This window comes from Holophagales bacterium, from assembly GCA_016719485.1.
Lineage (GTDB): Bacteria > Acidobacteriota > Thermoanaerobaculia > UBA5066 > UBA5066 > UBA5066.
Window position 1 is genome coordinate 33,685 of sequence record JADJZB010000020.1, and the last position, 14,214, is coordinate 47,898.

13 protein-coding genes and 1 tRNA gene are annotated in these 14,214 nt (G+C 70.3%); 5 read left to right on the top strand and 9 right to left on the bottom strand.

Going from position 1 to position 14,214, the window contains the following annotated elements; all coding sequences use genetic code 11:
* Position 1 precedes the first annotated feature (1 nt).
* From gcvPA to gcvT, 3 genes are all read right to left on the bottom strand, one after another.
* Positions 2-1,360 carry an aminomethyl-transferring glycine dehydrogenase subunit GcvPA gene (gene gcvPA / locus IPN03_10515; GenBank protein ID MBK9374135.1) on the bottom strand — a complete coding sequence of 453 codons (1,359 nt, stop codon included), beginning with the start codon at positions 1,358-1,360 and terminating at the stop codon, positions 2-4.
* A 130-nt stretch (positions 1,361-1,490) separates the two neighbouring features.
* Positions 1,491-1,886 carry a glycine cleavage system protein GcvH gene (gene gcvH, locus IPN03_10520; GenBank protein MBK9374136.1) on the bottom strand — a complete coding sequence of 132 codons (396 nt, stop codon included), beginning with the start codon at positions 1,884-1,886 and terminating at the stop codon, positions 1,491-1,493.
* A gap of 26 nt (positions 1,887-1,912) precedes the next feature.
* A complete protein-coding gene (gcvT, locus tag IPN03_10525; GenBank protein MBK9374137.1) occupies positions 1,913-3,031 on the bottom strand; it encodes a glycine cleavage system aminomethyltransferase GcvT in 1,119 nt (372 codons plus the stop codon).
* Positions 3,032-3,684: 653 nt separating this feature from the next.
* On the opposite strand from gcvT, the gene IPN03_10530 reads away from it, so the two are divergent.
* Entirely contained in the window at positions 3,685-4,056 is a 372-nt protein-coding gene (locus tag IPN03_10530; protein MBK9374138.1) for a cyclic nucleotide-binding domain-containing protein, read from the top strand.
* Positions 4,057-4,078: 22 nt separating this feature from the next.
* Here IPN03_10530 and IPN03_10535 read toward each other — a convergent pair whose 3' ends face one another.
* From IPN03_10535 to IPN03_10555, 5 genes are all read right to left on the bottom strand, one after another.
* A complete protein-coding gene (locus IPN03_10535; GenBank protein MBK9374139.1) occupies positions 4,079-4,879 on the bottom strand; it encodes a DUF2279 domain-containing protein in 801 nt (266 codons plus the stop codon).
* 460 nt (positions 4,880-5,339) lie between these two features.
* Positions 5,340-7,352, bottom strand: a complete 2,013-nt coding sequence (locus IPN03_10540; GenBank protein ID MBK9374140.1) for a serine/threonine protein kinase — start codon at positions 7,350-7,352, stop codon at positions 5,340-5,342.
* 19 nt (positions 7,353-7,371) lie between these two features.
* On the bottom strand, positions 7,372-7,704 hold the full coding sequence (locus tag IPN03_10545; GenBank protein ID MBK9374141.1) for a hypothetical protein: 333 nt from the start codon (positions 7,702-7,704) through the stop codon (positions 7,372-7,374).
* A gap of 160 nt (positions 7,705-7,864) precedes the next feature.
* Positions 7,865-8,149, bottom strand: coding sequence for a hypothetical protein (locus IPN03_10550; protein MBK9374142.1), 285 nt, complete (start codon positions 8,147-8,149; stop codon positions 7,865-7,867).
* On the bottom strand, positions 8,149-8,427 hold the full coding sequence (locus tag IPN03_10555) for a DUF883 family protein (GenBank protein MBK9374143.1): 279 nt from the start codon (positions 8,425-8,427) through the stop codon (positions 8,149-8,151). The genes IPN03_10550 and IPN03_10555 overlap by 1 nt, the downstream gene beginning before the upstream one ends.
* A 104-nt stretch (positions 8,428-8,531) precedes the next feature.
* Here IPN03_10555 and IPN03_10560 point away from each other — a divergent pair, with 104 nt between their 5' ends.
* The 4 genes from IPN03_10560 (at position 8,532) to IPN03_10575 (ending at position 13,594) form a co-directional block, all read left to right on the top strand.
* Complete coding sequence (locus IPN03_10560) at positions 8,532-9,920, top strand: MBL fold metallo-hydrolase (protein MBK9374144.1); 1,389 nt, start codon at positions 8,532-8,534, stop codon at positions 9,918-9,920.
* Between the two features lie 97 nt (positions 9,921-10,017).
* The gene (locus IPN03_10565; protein ID MBK9374145.1) at positions 10,018-11,349 is read left to right on the top strand and encodes a YihY/virulence factor BrkB family protein; all 1,332 of its coding nucleotides are present in this window, start codon (positions 10,018-10,020) and stop codon (positions 11,347-11,349) included.
* Positions 11,340-11,415, top strand: a tRNA-Ala gene (locus tag IPN03_10570). Before IPN03_10565 ends, IPN03_10570 begins: the two co-directional genes overlap by 10 nt.
* 211 nt (positions 11,416-11,626) lie before the next feature.
* Positions 11,627-13,594 carry a hypothetical protein gene (locus tag IPN03_10575; GenBank protein MBK9374146.1) on the top strand — a complete coding sequence of 656 codons (1,968 nt, stop codon included), beginning with the start codon at positions 11,627-11,629 and terminating at the stop codon, positions 13,592-13,594.
* Between the two features lie 25 nt (positions 13,595-13,619).
* Here the strand turns inward: IPN03_10575 and IPN03_10580 are convergent, their stop codons facing one another.
* Positions 13,620-14,159, bottom strand: coding sequence for a DUF1697 domain-containing protein (locus IPN03_10580; protein MBK9374147.1), 540 nt, complete (start codon positions 14,157-14,159; stop codon positions 13,620-13,622).
* Positions 14,160-14,214 lie beyond the last annotated feature (55 nt).

Below are 14,214 nucleotides of genomic sequence, written 5' to 3' on the forward strand. Positions count from 1 at the left end.
TTCAGAACCCCTTCAGGACGTCGAGGAACCGGTCGAGGTCTTCGCGGCGGATCCGCTCGGTCGTGGCGACGAGGAGGAGGTCCTCGTGCTCGCCCGCCCCGGGGGCGAGGCGGGCGTACGGCACGCCGCCGAGGATCTGCGCCTTCTCCAGGGCGGAGAGCACCTCGCCGACGGGCGGGCCGCACCGGAGGGCGAACTCGTTGAACGTCGCGCCGGGGAACGCGATGGCGAACTTCCCGTTCCCCAGCCTCCCGATCCCCGCCTTCAGGTACTCGGCCTTCGCGAGGCAGAGAAGGGCCGTCTCGCGGAGGCCGTGCTTTCCGAGGGCGGTCAGGGTCATCGTCGCCGCGAGGGCGAAGAGCCCCTGGTTCGTGCAGATGTTCGAGGTCGCCTTCTCGCGCCGGATGTGCTGCTCGCGCGTGGAGAGGGTCAGCGCGAAGACGGGGCCGTTCGGGGTCTCGAGCCGGCCGGCGAGCCGGCCGGGGATCTGACGCTTGAAGCCGTCGCGGCAGGCGAGGAAGCCGACGAGGGGCCCGCCGAACGACGCGGGGATGCCGAAGGAGGCCGCCTCGCCGCAGGCGATGTCGATTCCCGCCTCGCCCGGCGGCTTCAGGAGCGCGAGCGAGAACATCTCGTTGACGACACCGACGGCGAGGGCGCCCCGGGCGTGGGCGGCCTCGGCCGCGACCGACCAATCCTCGACGAGGCCGAAGACGTTCGGGGACTGGACGGCGACGGCGAAGGTCTCGTCGTCGACAGCCGCCGCCAGGCCGGCCGCGCTGGTCACGCCGTCGGCACCGGCGGGGACCTCGACGATCTCCATTCCCAGGTTCGCGAGGTACGTGCCCAGCGTCGCGAGGTACTCGGGGTGGATCGTCCTCGAGACGACGACCTTCGTCCGCTTCTTCGTCAGCCGCTCGGCCATCAGGACCGCCTCGACGAGGGCCGAGGCCCCCTCGTACATCGAGGCGTTCGCGACGTCCATGCCGGTCAGGAGGGCCACGTGCGTCTGGAACTCCCAGATGGCCGTGAGGGTCCCCTGCGAGACCTCGGGCTGGTACGGCGTGTACGAAGTGAGGAACTCGCCGCGCAGGAGGAGCTGCGAGACGAACGCCGGCGAGTGGTGGGCGTAGAGGCCGGCGCCCAGGAACGAGGCGAAGCAGGTGGCGGCGGCGTTCCTGGCGGCCATCGCCCCGAGGTCGCGCCTCAGCTCCACTTCCGACATCGGGGGGGCGAGCGGCGGCGGGTCTTTCCGGAGGACCTCGCGGGGGACGGTGGCGAAGAGGTCGTCGACGGAGGAGACGCCGATCTCCCGGAGGAGGGCCGCCTGCTCGGCGGGACTGTTGGGGATGTAGCGCATGCGGGTTCTCCCGGGGGCACGCGCGGGCGCGCGGGCCCCTCGTCTCTCGTCTTTACGACGTGTCGTGTCGAGGCTTCGCCGCCCCTCCAGCCTGTTCGTCTCTACGCCGCAGACCGGGTACGGATGGGGGTCAGGCCTTCGCCTCTTCCTCGACGAACTTCTCGTACGCGGCCGCGTTCATCAGGCCGTCCAGCGCGCCGTCGGAGGTGACTTTCACCTGGACGAGCCAGCCGTCGCCGTGCGGGTCCTCGTTGACGGCGTTCGGCTCGTCGACGAGGGTCTTGTTCACGTCGACGATCTCGCCCGCGACGGGAAGGAAGAGCTCCGAGACGGCCTTGACCGACTCGATCGTGCCGAATTCCTGGCCCTCGTCGAAGATCTCGCCGAGGTCCGGCAGCTCGACGAAGACGACGTCTCCGAGCTCCTTCTGGGCGTGGTCGGTGATGCCGATGGTGGCGGTCTCGCCCTCCACGCGGATCCACTCGTGGCTCTTCGAGTAGAAGCGGTCGTCGGGATAGCTGCTCATGTCTTTCGACTCCTGGCGGAGATGTCCTATGCGGACGGGCGCTTGTAGAAGGGGGTCGGCACGACGACGGCCGGGACGTCCTTGCCGCGGACGTCGACGAGCAGCCGGGTCCCGACGGTGGTCGCCGCGATCGGAACGTAGGCGAGGCCGAGGGCCCGGCCGACGGTCGGCGTCTGGGTGCCGGAGGTGACGACGCCGGGCTCGCCGGTGCCTTCGACCTTCAGGGGGTATCCGTGACGGGCGATACCGCGCCCGTCGACGAAGAACCCCGCGAGCTTCTTCGTCAGCCCCTGCTCTTTCTGTTTCGCGAGGGCGTCCCGGCCGACGAAGTCGCCCTTCTTCATCTTCACGATCCAGCCGAGGTCGGCCTCCCACGGTGTGGTCGCGTCGTCGAGCTCGTTCCCGTAGAGGGAGAGCTTCGCCTCGAGGCGGAGCGTGTCGCGCGCGCCGAGGCCGGCGGGCAGGAGTCCCCTCGGCGTGCCGGTCTCGATGAGGGCGTTCCAGATCTTCGGCGCGGCGTCCGCGGGGCCGTAGACCTCGAAGCCGTCCTCGCCGGTGTAGCCGGTGCGCGAGACGATGCAGCGGGTGCCGAGGACGTCCGCCCAGGTGAACCAGTAGTAGGCGACGGCCGCGAGGTCGGCCTTCACGAAGGGCTGGAGGATCTCCTGGGCGAGCGGCCCCTGGATGGCGATCTGGCTCCAGGCGGGCGACTCGTCCTCGATCGTGGCGCCTTCCACCGCGAACGACTTCGCCCACGCGACGTCCTTCGGCGTGTTCGAGGCGTTGACGACGAGGAGGTAGTCGTCGGCGGCGAGGCGGTACGTCAGGAGGTCGTCCACGAAGGTCCCGCGCTCGGTCAGGAAGGCCGAGTACTGGATCCGTCCGTCGACGAGCACGGCGACGTCGTTGCAGGTGATCTTCTGGACCACCTCGAACGCCTTCGGGCCCTTCACGCGGATCTCGCCCATGTGCGAGACGTCGAAGAGGCCGGCCTTCGTGCGGACGGCGACGTGCTCGTCCACGAGGCCCGAGTACTGGACGGGCATTTCCCAGCCACCGAAGGGAACCAGCTTGCCGCCCAGAGCTTTGTGAGAGTCGAACAGCGGGGTGCGCTTGAGGGGGGAGGAGGAAGCGGGATCGCTCATAGGCCCGGCCGGGCACGATACGGCCCGGATGGGAGGCCGTCAACCGCGGGACGTGCTGCGGGGCCAAAACTCGATAGACTCGGCGGCAGCCGATGAACGACACATCCTCCCGCGACGCGGTGCTCCTCTCCGAGGGGCGCCTTCTGCTTCCGCTCGACCCGGGCACGCCCATCTCCGACGGCGAATCGGACGACGTCTTCCTGCTCGCCGCGGGGGAGGCCGTCGCCAACGCCCTGACGCCGTTCGGTCCCCACCCGCTCGGTACGTTCCGGGCACCCTGCTTCCTGACGCTCTACGGCGCCCTCACCGGGGCCTCGGGCCTCTGCCGCTTCGACCCTCAGCCCGGCGCTTCCGCCGTTCTCTTCTCGGGACCCGAGACCCGCCAGTTCCTGTTCGACCCCTCTCCCCTGGGCGCGTCCTTCCGGCGGCTCGCCCTCTCGAGCGTCACGTCGGCGCTCAGGGAAGTGAACGCGGCGCTCGTCCGTTTCTTCGACGACGTCGTCCCGGATCCGGCCTGGAAGCCGAGGGCGGCGCCGGCCGCGGTCCCTCTGCCGGAGTCCTCGCCGGCCGATCCACGACGCGTCCACGACCTCTTCGACGCCGCCGGTCTCGACCCGACGACCCTTCCCGACCTCGGCCTCACCGAGCGGCGGATTCCGTCCGGCAGCCGGCTCCTGGCGGCGGGCGAGTCGGGAGAGGAAGCCTACGTCGTCGCCGAGGGCCGCCTGCGCGTCTCCGTGCGAATCCCGGGGGTCGGCGAAGAAGCGCTCGCGTTCCTCGGTCCCGGAGAGGTCGTCGGCGAGATGTCCCTCGTGGACGATTCCCCGCGCTCGGCCGACGTCGTCGCGCAGGACGGTCCGGTCACGGTCTTCGCCCTGCCTCGGGAGGTCTTCCAGAAGATCCTGGCCGAGGGAACGCCGGAAGGGGCACCTCTCCTCGGCGGCATCGTCGTCGCCCTCGTCCGCCGGTTCGAGGAGTCGGTGCGGAAGGCGGCGACGTTCCGCGTCCTCGCCGGGCCGTTCTGACCGGCCCCGCAGGACCCCGCGTCTACTGGTCGTACGAGTAGAAGGAGTTCGGGCCCATCCACCGCCTCGAGTTCAGCTCGTACTGGAAGCCGATCCCGGTGAACGGCAGGCGGAAGTAGCGCAGGAAGCCGAGGATCGGGGCGCCGTACCAGGTGTCGGGCGTGAGGCCGAGCGCCAGGCCCACCTCGTAGGTGTCGATGCCGATCTCGAACCCGATCCGCCGCTGGCGGTATCTCTCGTCGACCCATTGGTAGCCCTTCGAGCCGTAGGTCAGCGACGCCAGGAGGAACCGGGCGAAGCCGGGGGGCTTTCCGAGCCGCGGGAGGAGGCCGGCCATGCGCAGGTCGAGCGTGTAGACCTCCCCGGAGTAGTGATTCGGCTCGTAAGGGGCGAGCGAAGGGTCGTCCGGGCGATCGATGCCGACCATTCCGAACCGCATCGTGATGGTGTCGTCGAGCTTCGTGGCGGCGAGAACCGAGCCGGCGACGCCTCCGGCCGCCGTGAGCAGGGCATCCTGCCAGGAGAAGCCGAACCCGTGGTAGGCGTCGCCCACCTCGATGAGCGTCCCGGTGACCGCGATCATCGTGGCAGAGAGGAGCTGCGATTTCGCCGGAGGGCTTCCGCTCCACTGCAGGCCCCAGTCCAGGACGCGGCCGGCGATGTAGCCGCCCAGGACGTGCGAGGCCTTGTCGGCGCCGCCGGCGTAGGTCGTCTGGCCGAACCAGTGCTCGTTGGCGAACTGGAACTTGCCGTTCAGGGTCTCGTTCGACCAGAAGGCGGCGTACTCGAGACCGAGGAAGACCGCCGTGAAGCCGCCCGCCACGACCGTGCTCCTGTCGGGACGCGGCTGAGCGCCGGGAACGGGAGCGAGGTCGAGTCCCCAGCGGGCCTCGCTCGGGGCTGGACGCGTGGGCCCGAAGGCGGACCGCGACACGTCGGGAAAGAGCCTGGACCGGGGTGGCCCACCGTTCGGCAGGAAAACCGATGGATCGCTCAGGTGGAAGCCGGCTGCGGTCTGGCCGGACCATGGGAGGGACGTCGCCAGATCGAGCCCGGAGACGAAGGACTCCGCGGTCGCGAAACCGCCGCGAAACACGGTCGCAATGGTCGCCACGAGCAGGGCGACACGAATTACGGAACGGGGAGAAGGGCAGCTGGCGGGCATTCTGTCGTCTGGTCCGGGCTCGCGGGACGAACCGGATCGGGGATATTACGCTGTGCTGCGATGCAGCGCCGCGAGCCCCGATCAGATCCCCGGAACCGGGGCGAGGGCCAGAAGGGTCTCAGGGTTTCCGGAGCTTTTCGCGGATGATCGCCCGCTCCTTCCCCGTGGACAGGGAGACGAGGACGCGAACCACCCGGGGCTGGTATCCGGGGGCCGTCAGGATGACGTCGTAAACCCCCTGCTCCTTGAGTTGCATGTCCTGGGTCAGGTACCGCGACGCGGGGCCCATGTCGTGTCCGTCCACGATCACCGTCGCGGACGGCGGTTCCACTTCGAGCCGGACCAGGCCGGTGGTCTGGTAGTCGGGGCGGGAGATCTTTCCGGCGGGGCCCGACGGCCCGGCGGGTGACCCCTTGTCGAGCGAGCGATCGATTTCGACGCGATCTTCGACGGCGTTCGGGGCGACGAGGACGTCGACGATGGCGTCCTTGCGGCCGGGGTAGGTGAGACGAAGCCGTTGCCGTCCGTCGGACGGGAAGGTCAGGAGGGCGCCGCCGCCGGCGTCGTCCCAGTCGTCGGAGATGCCGATGTAGCGGCCGTTGAGGAAGACGCGGGCCTGTGAGGGCGACGTGTTGATCTTCACGAACCGGCGCGTGATGTAGGTCGCGTCGGGACGGACGAACGGAGTCGGCGTCGGCGTCGGTGTCTGGGTCGGGGCCGGCGTCGGGACGGGCGTGGCCGTGGGAGTCGGCTTCGGCCTGGCCGGGCGGGTCGGCACGGCGGTTCGCCCCGTCAATGGTCCGGGAACGCCGGCGGGCAGGGTGGGCGTGGGCTCCGGCCCAGGGGTCGGCTCGGCCGCGACCGGCGACGCGCCGGGTTCTGCCGAGGGAGTCGGGGAGACGGCGGCGCCGGACTCGGGAGTCGCCGTCGCGGTGGGAACGGGTCCGACGGGCGGCACGGCGCCGCCACGGCCGAGGAGGCCCTGGCCACGCAGGAAATAGAACCCGCCGACGATGATCCCGGTCAGCAGGAGCCCGCCGGCGGCCGCTCCGGCGATCGCCGCCGGGCTGTGCTGCGAGGACGTCGTCGAAGTCCGTCCGCCGGTTCTCGCCATGCGCCGCGACCCGGAGACGTCGGCTGCAGGGCCGCCGGCCTTCGAAGCCTGGGTACCGGTCATCCCGCGAGGGGACGCCGCCGCCGGCATCTGCATCGTCGGGGTGGCGGTCGTCGCCGCCGCGACGGCCAGCTTCCTGGCGCGGCCGACCTTGCTTTCCGTGAGGCCCGAGGTCGAGACGAGCGGGGCGATCCCGATGAGGGCGCGCAGGTCGTCGGCCAGCTCCACCGCGTCGCCGTAGCGGTCCTCCCGGCTCTTGGCGAGGCACTTCAACGCGATCTGCGTGATCTCGGGGGGAAGCTCCTCGTTGTGGACGAGCGGATCTTCCGGCTGGTTGTTGAGGATCTGGTAGACGAGCGTCGTCAGCGTGTCGGCCGGGAAGGGCTTCTTCAGCGTCAGCGTCTGGTAGAGGACCACGCCGAGGGAGAAGATGTCGCTCCTCACGTCGAGCTTGTCGCCCCGGATCTGCTCGGGAGACATGTAGGCCGGAGAGCCGACCATCTGCCCGGTCGACGTCAGGTCCGTGTCGCCCGTCAGGAGCTTCCCGATCCCGAAGTCGGTCACCTTGGCGACGGAGGCTTCGGTGAGGAGGATGTTCGCGGGTTTGACGTCGCGGTGAATGACGCCGCGCTGGTGGGCGTGAGCGAGGGCGTCGGCCACCTCGGAGAGGATCCGGATCCGGTCGGCGATGGGGAACTCGACGCCGTCGGTCAGGCGCTGATTGAGGGCGCCGCCCGAGATGTACTCCATCGCGAGATAGAGCATCCCCTCGTCCTCGCCGACGTCGAACACCGTGACGATGTTCGGGTGCTGCAGCCGCCCCGAGATCTTCGCTTCCTTCAGGAAGCGGGCCTTGGCCTCGGAGACGCTGAAGCTCTGGGAGGGTCCGTCGAACCGGACGGTCTTCAGCGCGAGGGTCCGTTCGATCTGCGGATCGCGCGCGAGGTAGACGATTCCCATCGCCCCCTTCCCGAGGGGGCGCAGGATCTCGTAGCGGCCGATCCGGGAGGGGTTCACGCCGATTCTGGGATCCGGCTCAGTTCGACCCGTTCTCGGTCGGGTCGATCTCGGCCGGTCCTTCGTCGGTCATCAGGGTCGCTTCTCCCTCGGTCGCCGTGGAGAAGTCCTCGTCACGCTTCTCGAGCGCGGCTGCGGCCTCCTCGCGCCGGTCCGACGGGACGGCGACGTCGAAGGAGGAGAGGTCCTCGTCGGCCGGGACGGGGTTCTGCGAGAAGCTCTTGTCGACGATGCGCGCCGGAATGCCGCGACTTTCCAGGAATCCGACGATGAAGCCGGCTTCGGCCTCGGTCCCGACGGACGCGACCCCGCTCCAGTCCTGGCCGGTGGTTTCCTTCGGCTCGTCGCTCATGGCTCACCTCGTTCCGCGGAGCCCGTCCGCTTCCGTCGCCCGGGGAAGTACGACCTTCGCGGCCTCAGTATCGCCCGTTCCGGGCGGGTGCGAACGTAAACTTCCGTGTCTCCAGCGGTCCGCGGCCCCCCGGGAGCCGGGCCGCGGGCGCCCCTTTCGATCAGAACTCCGTCGATTCGAACGCTCGGGAGAGGTGCCTCATCACCGCGTTCGTCGCCAGTCCGGCGGCGGCGGCGGCGATCGCCTTCCCACGGTGCCGGCCGATCCAGAAACCCAGGGCGGCGGCACCGAGAAGGCACGGCACGGGGTACTTCCGGACGACGTCGAGCGCGGCGTTCTGCAGATCGAGCCCCTGCTCGAACGCGAACGGCGCCTCGGCCCCTCCGACGGGGCCGTCCGGCGACGCCCCGTGCGGGGCGGGCGGGCGGATCGTCGGCTCGGACATCAGTCGTCGCTCCGCCGGCGCAGGAGGAGCCCGAGCGCGAAGCCGACGCCGAGAGCGATGGCGAGCGACTTGCCGGGGTTCTGCCGCACGTAGTCGGTCGCCTTCTCGGTGACCTCGTCCCAGTCCGTGTCGCGGATCTTGTCGCGAAGGGCGCCTGCGCGGGTCTTCACGCCTTCCGCAACCTCGCCCATCTTCTCCTTCACGCGTCCGCCGAACCCTTCGCGGGTGGCGTCGATCTTCTCGTCGACCATCTTCGCGGCATCGGTCGTCTCGGCCATGTGGACCTCCCTTACCGTATTCGGACCTGAATCTTCGCACGCCGGGCAGGCACCTTCCACCGCGAACGGACCCACGGGGCTACGATGGAAGGAGGAGGACCCGGATGAAGATCGGCTTTCACGGTGCGGCCCGTACGGTGACCGGCTCGAAGTACCTCCTCACCCTCGACCACTACCGCCTCCTCGTCGACTGCGGCCTCTTCCAGGGCGGCTTCGAGATGCACCAGCGCAACTGGAGGCCGCTGCCGTTCAGCCCGGCCTCCGTGAACGACGTCCTCTTCACCCACGCGCACATCGACCACACCGGGTACTTCCCCCGGCTGGCCGCCGACGGCTTCACGGGCCGGGCGCTGGCGACCCCGCCGACGAAGGCGCTCCTGGGCGTCCTCCTCCCCGATTCCGGAGGGCTGCAGGAAGAAGAGGCGCGGTACGCGAACAAGAAGGGGTTCTCCCGGCACCAGCCCGCCAGGCCGCTCTACACCGAGGAGGACGCGAAGAAGTCGCTCCAGCTCCTCAACCGGATGGAGTTCGGCCAGGAGACGACGGTCCACAAGGGAATGAAGGTGAAGCTCCACCGGGCCGGCCACATCCTCGGGGCCGCCTTCGCCGAGATTCGCTACCGGGACCCGGAAGCCGACTGGAAGACCCTCGTTTTCTCCGGCGACCTGGGGCGCCGGGGCGTCCCGATCCTCCACGACCCGGAGCCGCTTCCGGCCTGCGACGTCCTCGTCTGCGAGTCGACCTACGGCGACCGGCTCCACGAGGCGACCGACCCGAAGGAGCAGCTTCGCCGCGAGCTCGAGGAGGCCTTTCGGCGCGGCGGCTTCGCCGTCATCCCCGCCTTCGCCGTGGGGCGGACACAGGAGATCCTCTACCACCTCTTCGAGCTCTTCGAGGAGAAGCGCCTGCCGAGGGTCCCGGTCTTCGTCGACTCCCCGATGGCCAATTCCGTCGTCGAGCTCTACTGCCGCTACGCCTCCGAGCACGACGTCGAGATGGACGCGCTCGAGGCGGCCTCCGGATCGCCCCTGCAGACCCCTTACTTCACCGTCGTGAGGAAGCGGGACGAGTCGAAGAAGCTGAACGACCACCCCGGGCCCGGCGTCGTCATCTCCGCTTCCGGCATGGCCACGGGTGGCCGGGTCCTGCACCACCTCCTCCACCGCCTGCCCGATCCCCGCAACACGGTCATCTTCGTCGGATACCAGGCCGAGGGATCGCTCGGGCGGCGGCTCCTGGAAGGGGAGACCGAGGTGAGGGTCCTCGGCGAGGGGCTCACCGTGAAGGCGGCCATCAGGAAGATCCCGGCCCTCTCGGCGCACGCCGACGCCGACGAGATCATCGCGTGGATCCGCTCGGCGCCCACGCCGCCGAAGCGCGTCTACCTGACTCACGGCGAGCCGGCCGCGCAGGACACCTTCGCAGCCCGGCTCCGGCTGGAGCTCGGACTGGACGTTCACGTCCCCGAGCCCGACGACGTCGTGGAGGTCTGACCTGGGCCGCGGAACCGGCGCCTTTCCCGTCCGCGCCCCCGAGCTCAAGGGGATCGGCCGGGCCATCGCGCTCGCGTGGGTCGTCCTGCGCCGGAGCGTGAGGTCGTTCCTCGACGGGCGCGGTGTGGCGCTCTCCGCGGGCCTCGCTTATTCCTCGCTCCTCTCCTTCATCCCTCTCGTCGTCGCGGTCACCGTCCTCACCTCGACGTTCTTCGGAGAGGCGGGCGGGAGGGGCTTCTACAGGCTCCTGCGCTTCTTCGTTCCCGGCACGTCCCGCGAGGTCCTGCGCGGAGTCGAGGCCCTCGTCGACGAGGCGCAGGCGGCCTCGTGGATCGCGACGGCCCTCCTCGCCCTCACGTCCCTTCGGGTCTACTTCGACGTGGAAGGGGCCGCGAACCACCTGTGGGGGACCCTGCGCCCGAGGCCGATCCGGCAGCGGCTCTCCCTCGCCGTCCTCGTCGTCGTGTTCGGCCCGGTGGCTCTCGGCGTCGTGACGTCGCTCCTCCTCGAGAGCGGGCTCCCCCTGACCCAGCTGCACGTCCGCGGCCTCTTCGCGTCGATGGCGGCCCTGACCCTCATCTACAAGGTCGTCCCGTCCGCGCGGGTCCGGTGGGGCGCCGCGGCGGCGGCCGGCTTCGTCGCGGGAGCCGGCCTGACCGCCCTCCGGCAGGCCTTCACCCTCGGCTTCGTCACGCTCACCGGCGTCGAGAGGCTCTACGGCACGATCAGCGCCATCGCCGTCTTCGTCATCGTCACGGGCTTCGCGTGGACGATCCTCCTCTTCGGGTTCTCGTTCGCCCACGCCGTCCAGTTCCGCGACGAGCTTCTCGCCCACGACGCCCCGCCCCCGGCCGCGAAGAAAGCCCGGGGCCCTCGAGGAGGCGACGCAGCTCCTCCTGCGCCTCACCGAGGCGTGGCACGCAGGGGTCTCCCTGGACGTCTCGACCCTCGCCGATACCTGTGGAAGGGCGGTCGACGACCTCCGCTCCCGGATGAAGCGCCTCGGCACCGCGGGTCTCGTAGACGTTGCGGGCGACTCGGTGCGGCTCGCCCGCCCGCCCGACACGATCACTCTCTACGCCGTCGCCCGGGCAGTGGGCGAAGCGGCGCCGCGGGCTGTCCCGCAGGGCTCCGAACCCGCCGCCGCCATCCTCCGCGCCCTCTACATGCGCGCCGACGGCGAGGAGAGGGGGGTCCTCCAGGGAACGAGCCTCGAGGACGTCTACCGTCCACACGCCCGGCGGCGCTCGGAGGGCACGGACGGCGGCGACCTTCGCCTCGGCGCGGCGGAAGGCAGCCAGGGCCGAAGAGGTTCCGGGCACGGAGGGACACTCCCCGCGGAGACCGACACGGCGAGCGGTGGGAGCGCCGAAGATTGACGAAACAGCCGGTAACGGCTAGATTCTCCGCCCCCACGGTGGGGCTGTAGCTCAGCTGGGAGAGCGCTAGAATCGCACTCTAGAGGTCGGGAGTTCGATCCTCCTCAGCTCCACCATTTAATTTGAAGGACTTACGGGCCGCGGCGACGCGGCTCTTTCTCTTTCTGTCGGTGCGCGCCCCCGTTCGGCATCCGTTCAGTCGCCCCGTGAGATTCCGGGGTTAGAGTCACTCCCGGTCAACAGGACCAGACGGGGCCGCATTTCACCGGCGCAAGGTGTATGCGGCCCGAAGTGTTTCTGGGGCGCTTTCCGAAGAAGGAGGGACGTATGCGGGTACGGCTGATCGTGTCTTTCGGGGTGGTTCTCTCGCTGCTGCTCCTGGCCCTGATCCCCGGCTTCGCGGTCTCTCCCACGGGGTGGACCGTCGTGGCCTGGAACAACCTCGGGATGCACTGCATGGACGCCGACTTCGGCGTCTTCGCCATCCTGCCTCCCTACAACACGATCCAGGCGCACGTCGTCGACGCGTCCGGAAAGCTCGTGAAGAACCCCTCGTCCGTATCGCTGACGTACGAGGCCGTCGCCGACCCGACCGGCTCGATCAACACGACCTCGCGCGGCAAGACGAACTTCTGGGACCACGTCGCGGCGCTGTTCGGGGCGTCGCTTCCGGTCGACGGGGGGCTCGCGGGGAAGGACATGCCGGGGACGTCGAACGCGCCGAAGCCGATGACGTTCGACGCCGCGCACAACTGGTTCATCGCCGAGGGGATCCCGATCACCCCGTACGACGACTCCGGGGTCAAGAACCCGTACCCCCTGATGAAGGTGACGGCCCGGGACGCCTCCGGGAACCTCCTCGCGTCGACGCGCATCGTCCTGCCCGTCTCCGACGAGATGGACTGCCGCACCTGTCACGCGTCCGGCTCGCCCATCGACGCCCGCCCGGCCGCCGGGTGGGTCTTCGACCCGGACCCCGAACGGGACTATCGCCTCAACGTCCTCCGGCTCCACGACGAATCGGCCGCGTCGAGCCCGGCCTGGGCGCCCGCTCTCGCCACCGGTGGGTACGACCCGGCGGGCCTCTACGCGTCGGTCACGGTGAGGGGAAAGCCGGTCCTCTGCGCCGCGTGCCACGCCTCCGAGGCGCTCCCCGGCAGCGGCCAGCCCGGCATCCCGCCGCTCACCCAGGCCGTTCACGCCCGGCACGCCGGCGTCAACGACCCGACGAGCGGCCAGAGCCTCGGCTCATCCGCGAACCGCTCGGCCTGCTACCGCTGCCACCCCGGCTCGGAGACGAAGTGCCTCCGCGGCGCCATGGGTGCGGCGACGGCGACCGACGGCACGATGCTCATGCAGTGCCAGGACTGCCACGGCGGGATGGCGGCCGTCGGTGCGACGACGCGCACCGGCTGGCTCGACGAGCCCACCTGCCAGCAGTGCCACACCGGTACGGCGACGAAGAACTCCGGGCAGATCCGCTTCGCTTCGGTCTTCGACGGCGCCGGCAACCCGCGGGTCGCCGCCGACGTGCGCTTCGCGACGAATGCCGACACGCCCGGCGCGGGCCTGTCGCTCTACCGCTTCTCGAAGGGGCACGGCGGCCTGCAGTGCGCGGCCTGCCACGGCTCGACCCACGCCGAGTACCCCTCCTCGCACGCGAACGACAACCTCCAGAGCCTCGACCTCCAGGGGCACGCCGGGACTCTCGGCGAATGCGCGGCCTGCCACGGAGCGAACGTTCCGCGGACGGTCTCCGGAGGGCCCCACGGAATGCACCCGGTCGGCTCGGCGTGGGTCGACCAGCACGAAGACGCCGCAGAGAGCGGTCTGGCGTCCTGTCGCGCCTGCCACGGGGCCGACGACCGCGGGACCGTCCTCTCTCGCGCGTTCGCCGAGCGAACGCTGGAAACGAGGGCGGGAACGAAGACCTTCGCCGCGGGCACGACGTTCGGCTGCTACAGCTGCCACAACGGGCCGGACGGCGAAGGCAACCCGCCGGGCGGAGGCCAGACGCCGACCCCGACGCCGCGCGTCACATCCACGCCCAGGCCCACGACGTCGCCGACCGTCGGGCCGACGCGGACTCCGACCCGGACTCCGACGCGGCCCTCGACAAGGACCCCGACCCGCACACCGACCCGCACCCCGACCCCTGGAAGCACGGTGAAACCGACGAAGACCCCCTCACGCACGCCGACCCCGAGGCCGACGCGCCGCGCGCGTTACGGCGGGGAGGAACACGCTCGAGGTACCGATCCGGTGGTCGCCGGACAGGTTCCGATCCGGCGCTGAGGATCTCCAGGCGTTCGCACGCGTATCAGGCCGAGAGCCTCGCGGCCATGGCCCGCACGGTCGTGAGGTTCCGGAACGTCGCCTTCAGGCCGAGAGCCTTCTCGAGCTTTCCCCCCGAGAAGTCCGAGTCGGACGAACGGATGCGGCAGAGCCACCACACCTCGCGCCCGCTCACGGCGAGCTCGTCGGTCGGCGTCCGGAACCCGTGGACGAGGGCGTGCTGCTCGGGGGTCGGCGGCTCCTTCAGGAACCCGACGTAGACCCCCTGGGCCTCGCCGACGTCCTCGGCGGCGAAGGGCTCGTGCGCGGCCACGGCCGAGAGCTCGGCGGGGGTCCGGAGGAACGTCGCCACCTCCCAGCCGAGCGCCAGCGCCAGCGACGTCTCGATCTTCGCCTCGAACGTCGCCGGGCGGCCCCGTCCGGCCGTGAAGAGGACGTTCCCGCTGGCGATGTGCGTCGAGACGCCCGTGAACCCCGTCTCCTCGAAGAGCTGCCGCAGCCGCTCCATCTTCACGACACGTCCGCCGACGTTCACGGCACGGAGGAAGGCGGCGTACCGGGGCACCTCCCGAGTATAGGGGGTCAGGTCTTGATTTTCTATTAAAGGCTGACCCCGGGGC

What these genes read in the sequence shown, in the direction of transcription:
- gcvH (MBK9374136.1), bottom strand. Translation starts at nt 1,886, where the DNA reads ATGAGCAGCTATCCCGACGACCGCTTCTACTCGAAGAGCCACGAGTGG.
- gcvT (MBK9374137.1), bottom strand. Translation starts at nt 3,031, where the DNA reads ATGAGCGATCCCGCTTCCTCCTCCCCCCTCAAGCGCACCCCGCTGTTC.
- IPN03_10545 (MBK9374141.1), bottom strand. Translation starts at nt 7,704, where the DNA reads ATGAGCGACGAGCCGAAGGAAACCACCGGCCAGGACTGGAGCGGGGTC.
- gcvPA (MBK9374135.1), bottom strand. Translation starts at nt 1,360, where the DNA reads ATGCGCTACATCCCCAACAGTCCCGCCGAGCAGGCGGCCCTCCTCCGG.
- IPN03_10560 (MBK9374144.1), top strand. Translation starts at nt 8,532, where the DNA reads ATGAAGATCGGCTTTCACGGTGCGGCCCGTACGGTGACCGGCTCGAAG.
- IPN03_10550 (MBK9374142.1), bottom strand. Translation starts at nt 8,149, where the DNA reads ATGTCCGAGCCGACGATCCGCCCGCCCGCCCCGCACGGGGCGTCGCCG.
- IPN03_10575 (MBK9374146.1), top strand. Translation starts at nt 11,627, where the DNA reads ATGCGGGTACGGCTGATCGTGTCTTTCGGGGTGGTTCTCTCGCTGCTG.
- IPN03_10555 (MBK9374143.1), bottom strand. Translation starts at nt 8,427, where the DNA reads ATGGCCGAGACGACCGATGCCGCGAAGATGGTCGACGAGAAGATCGAC.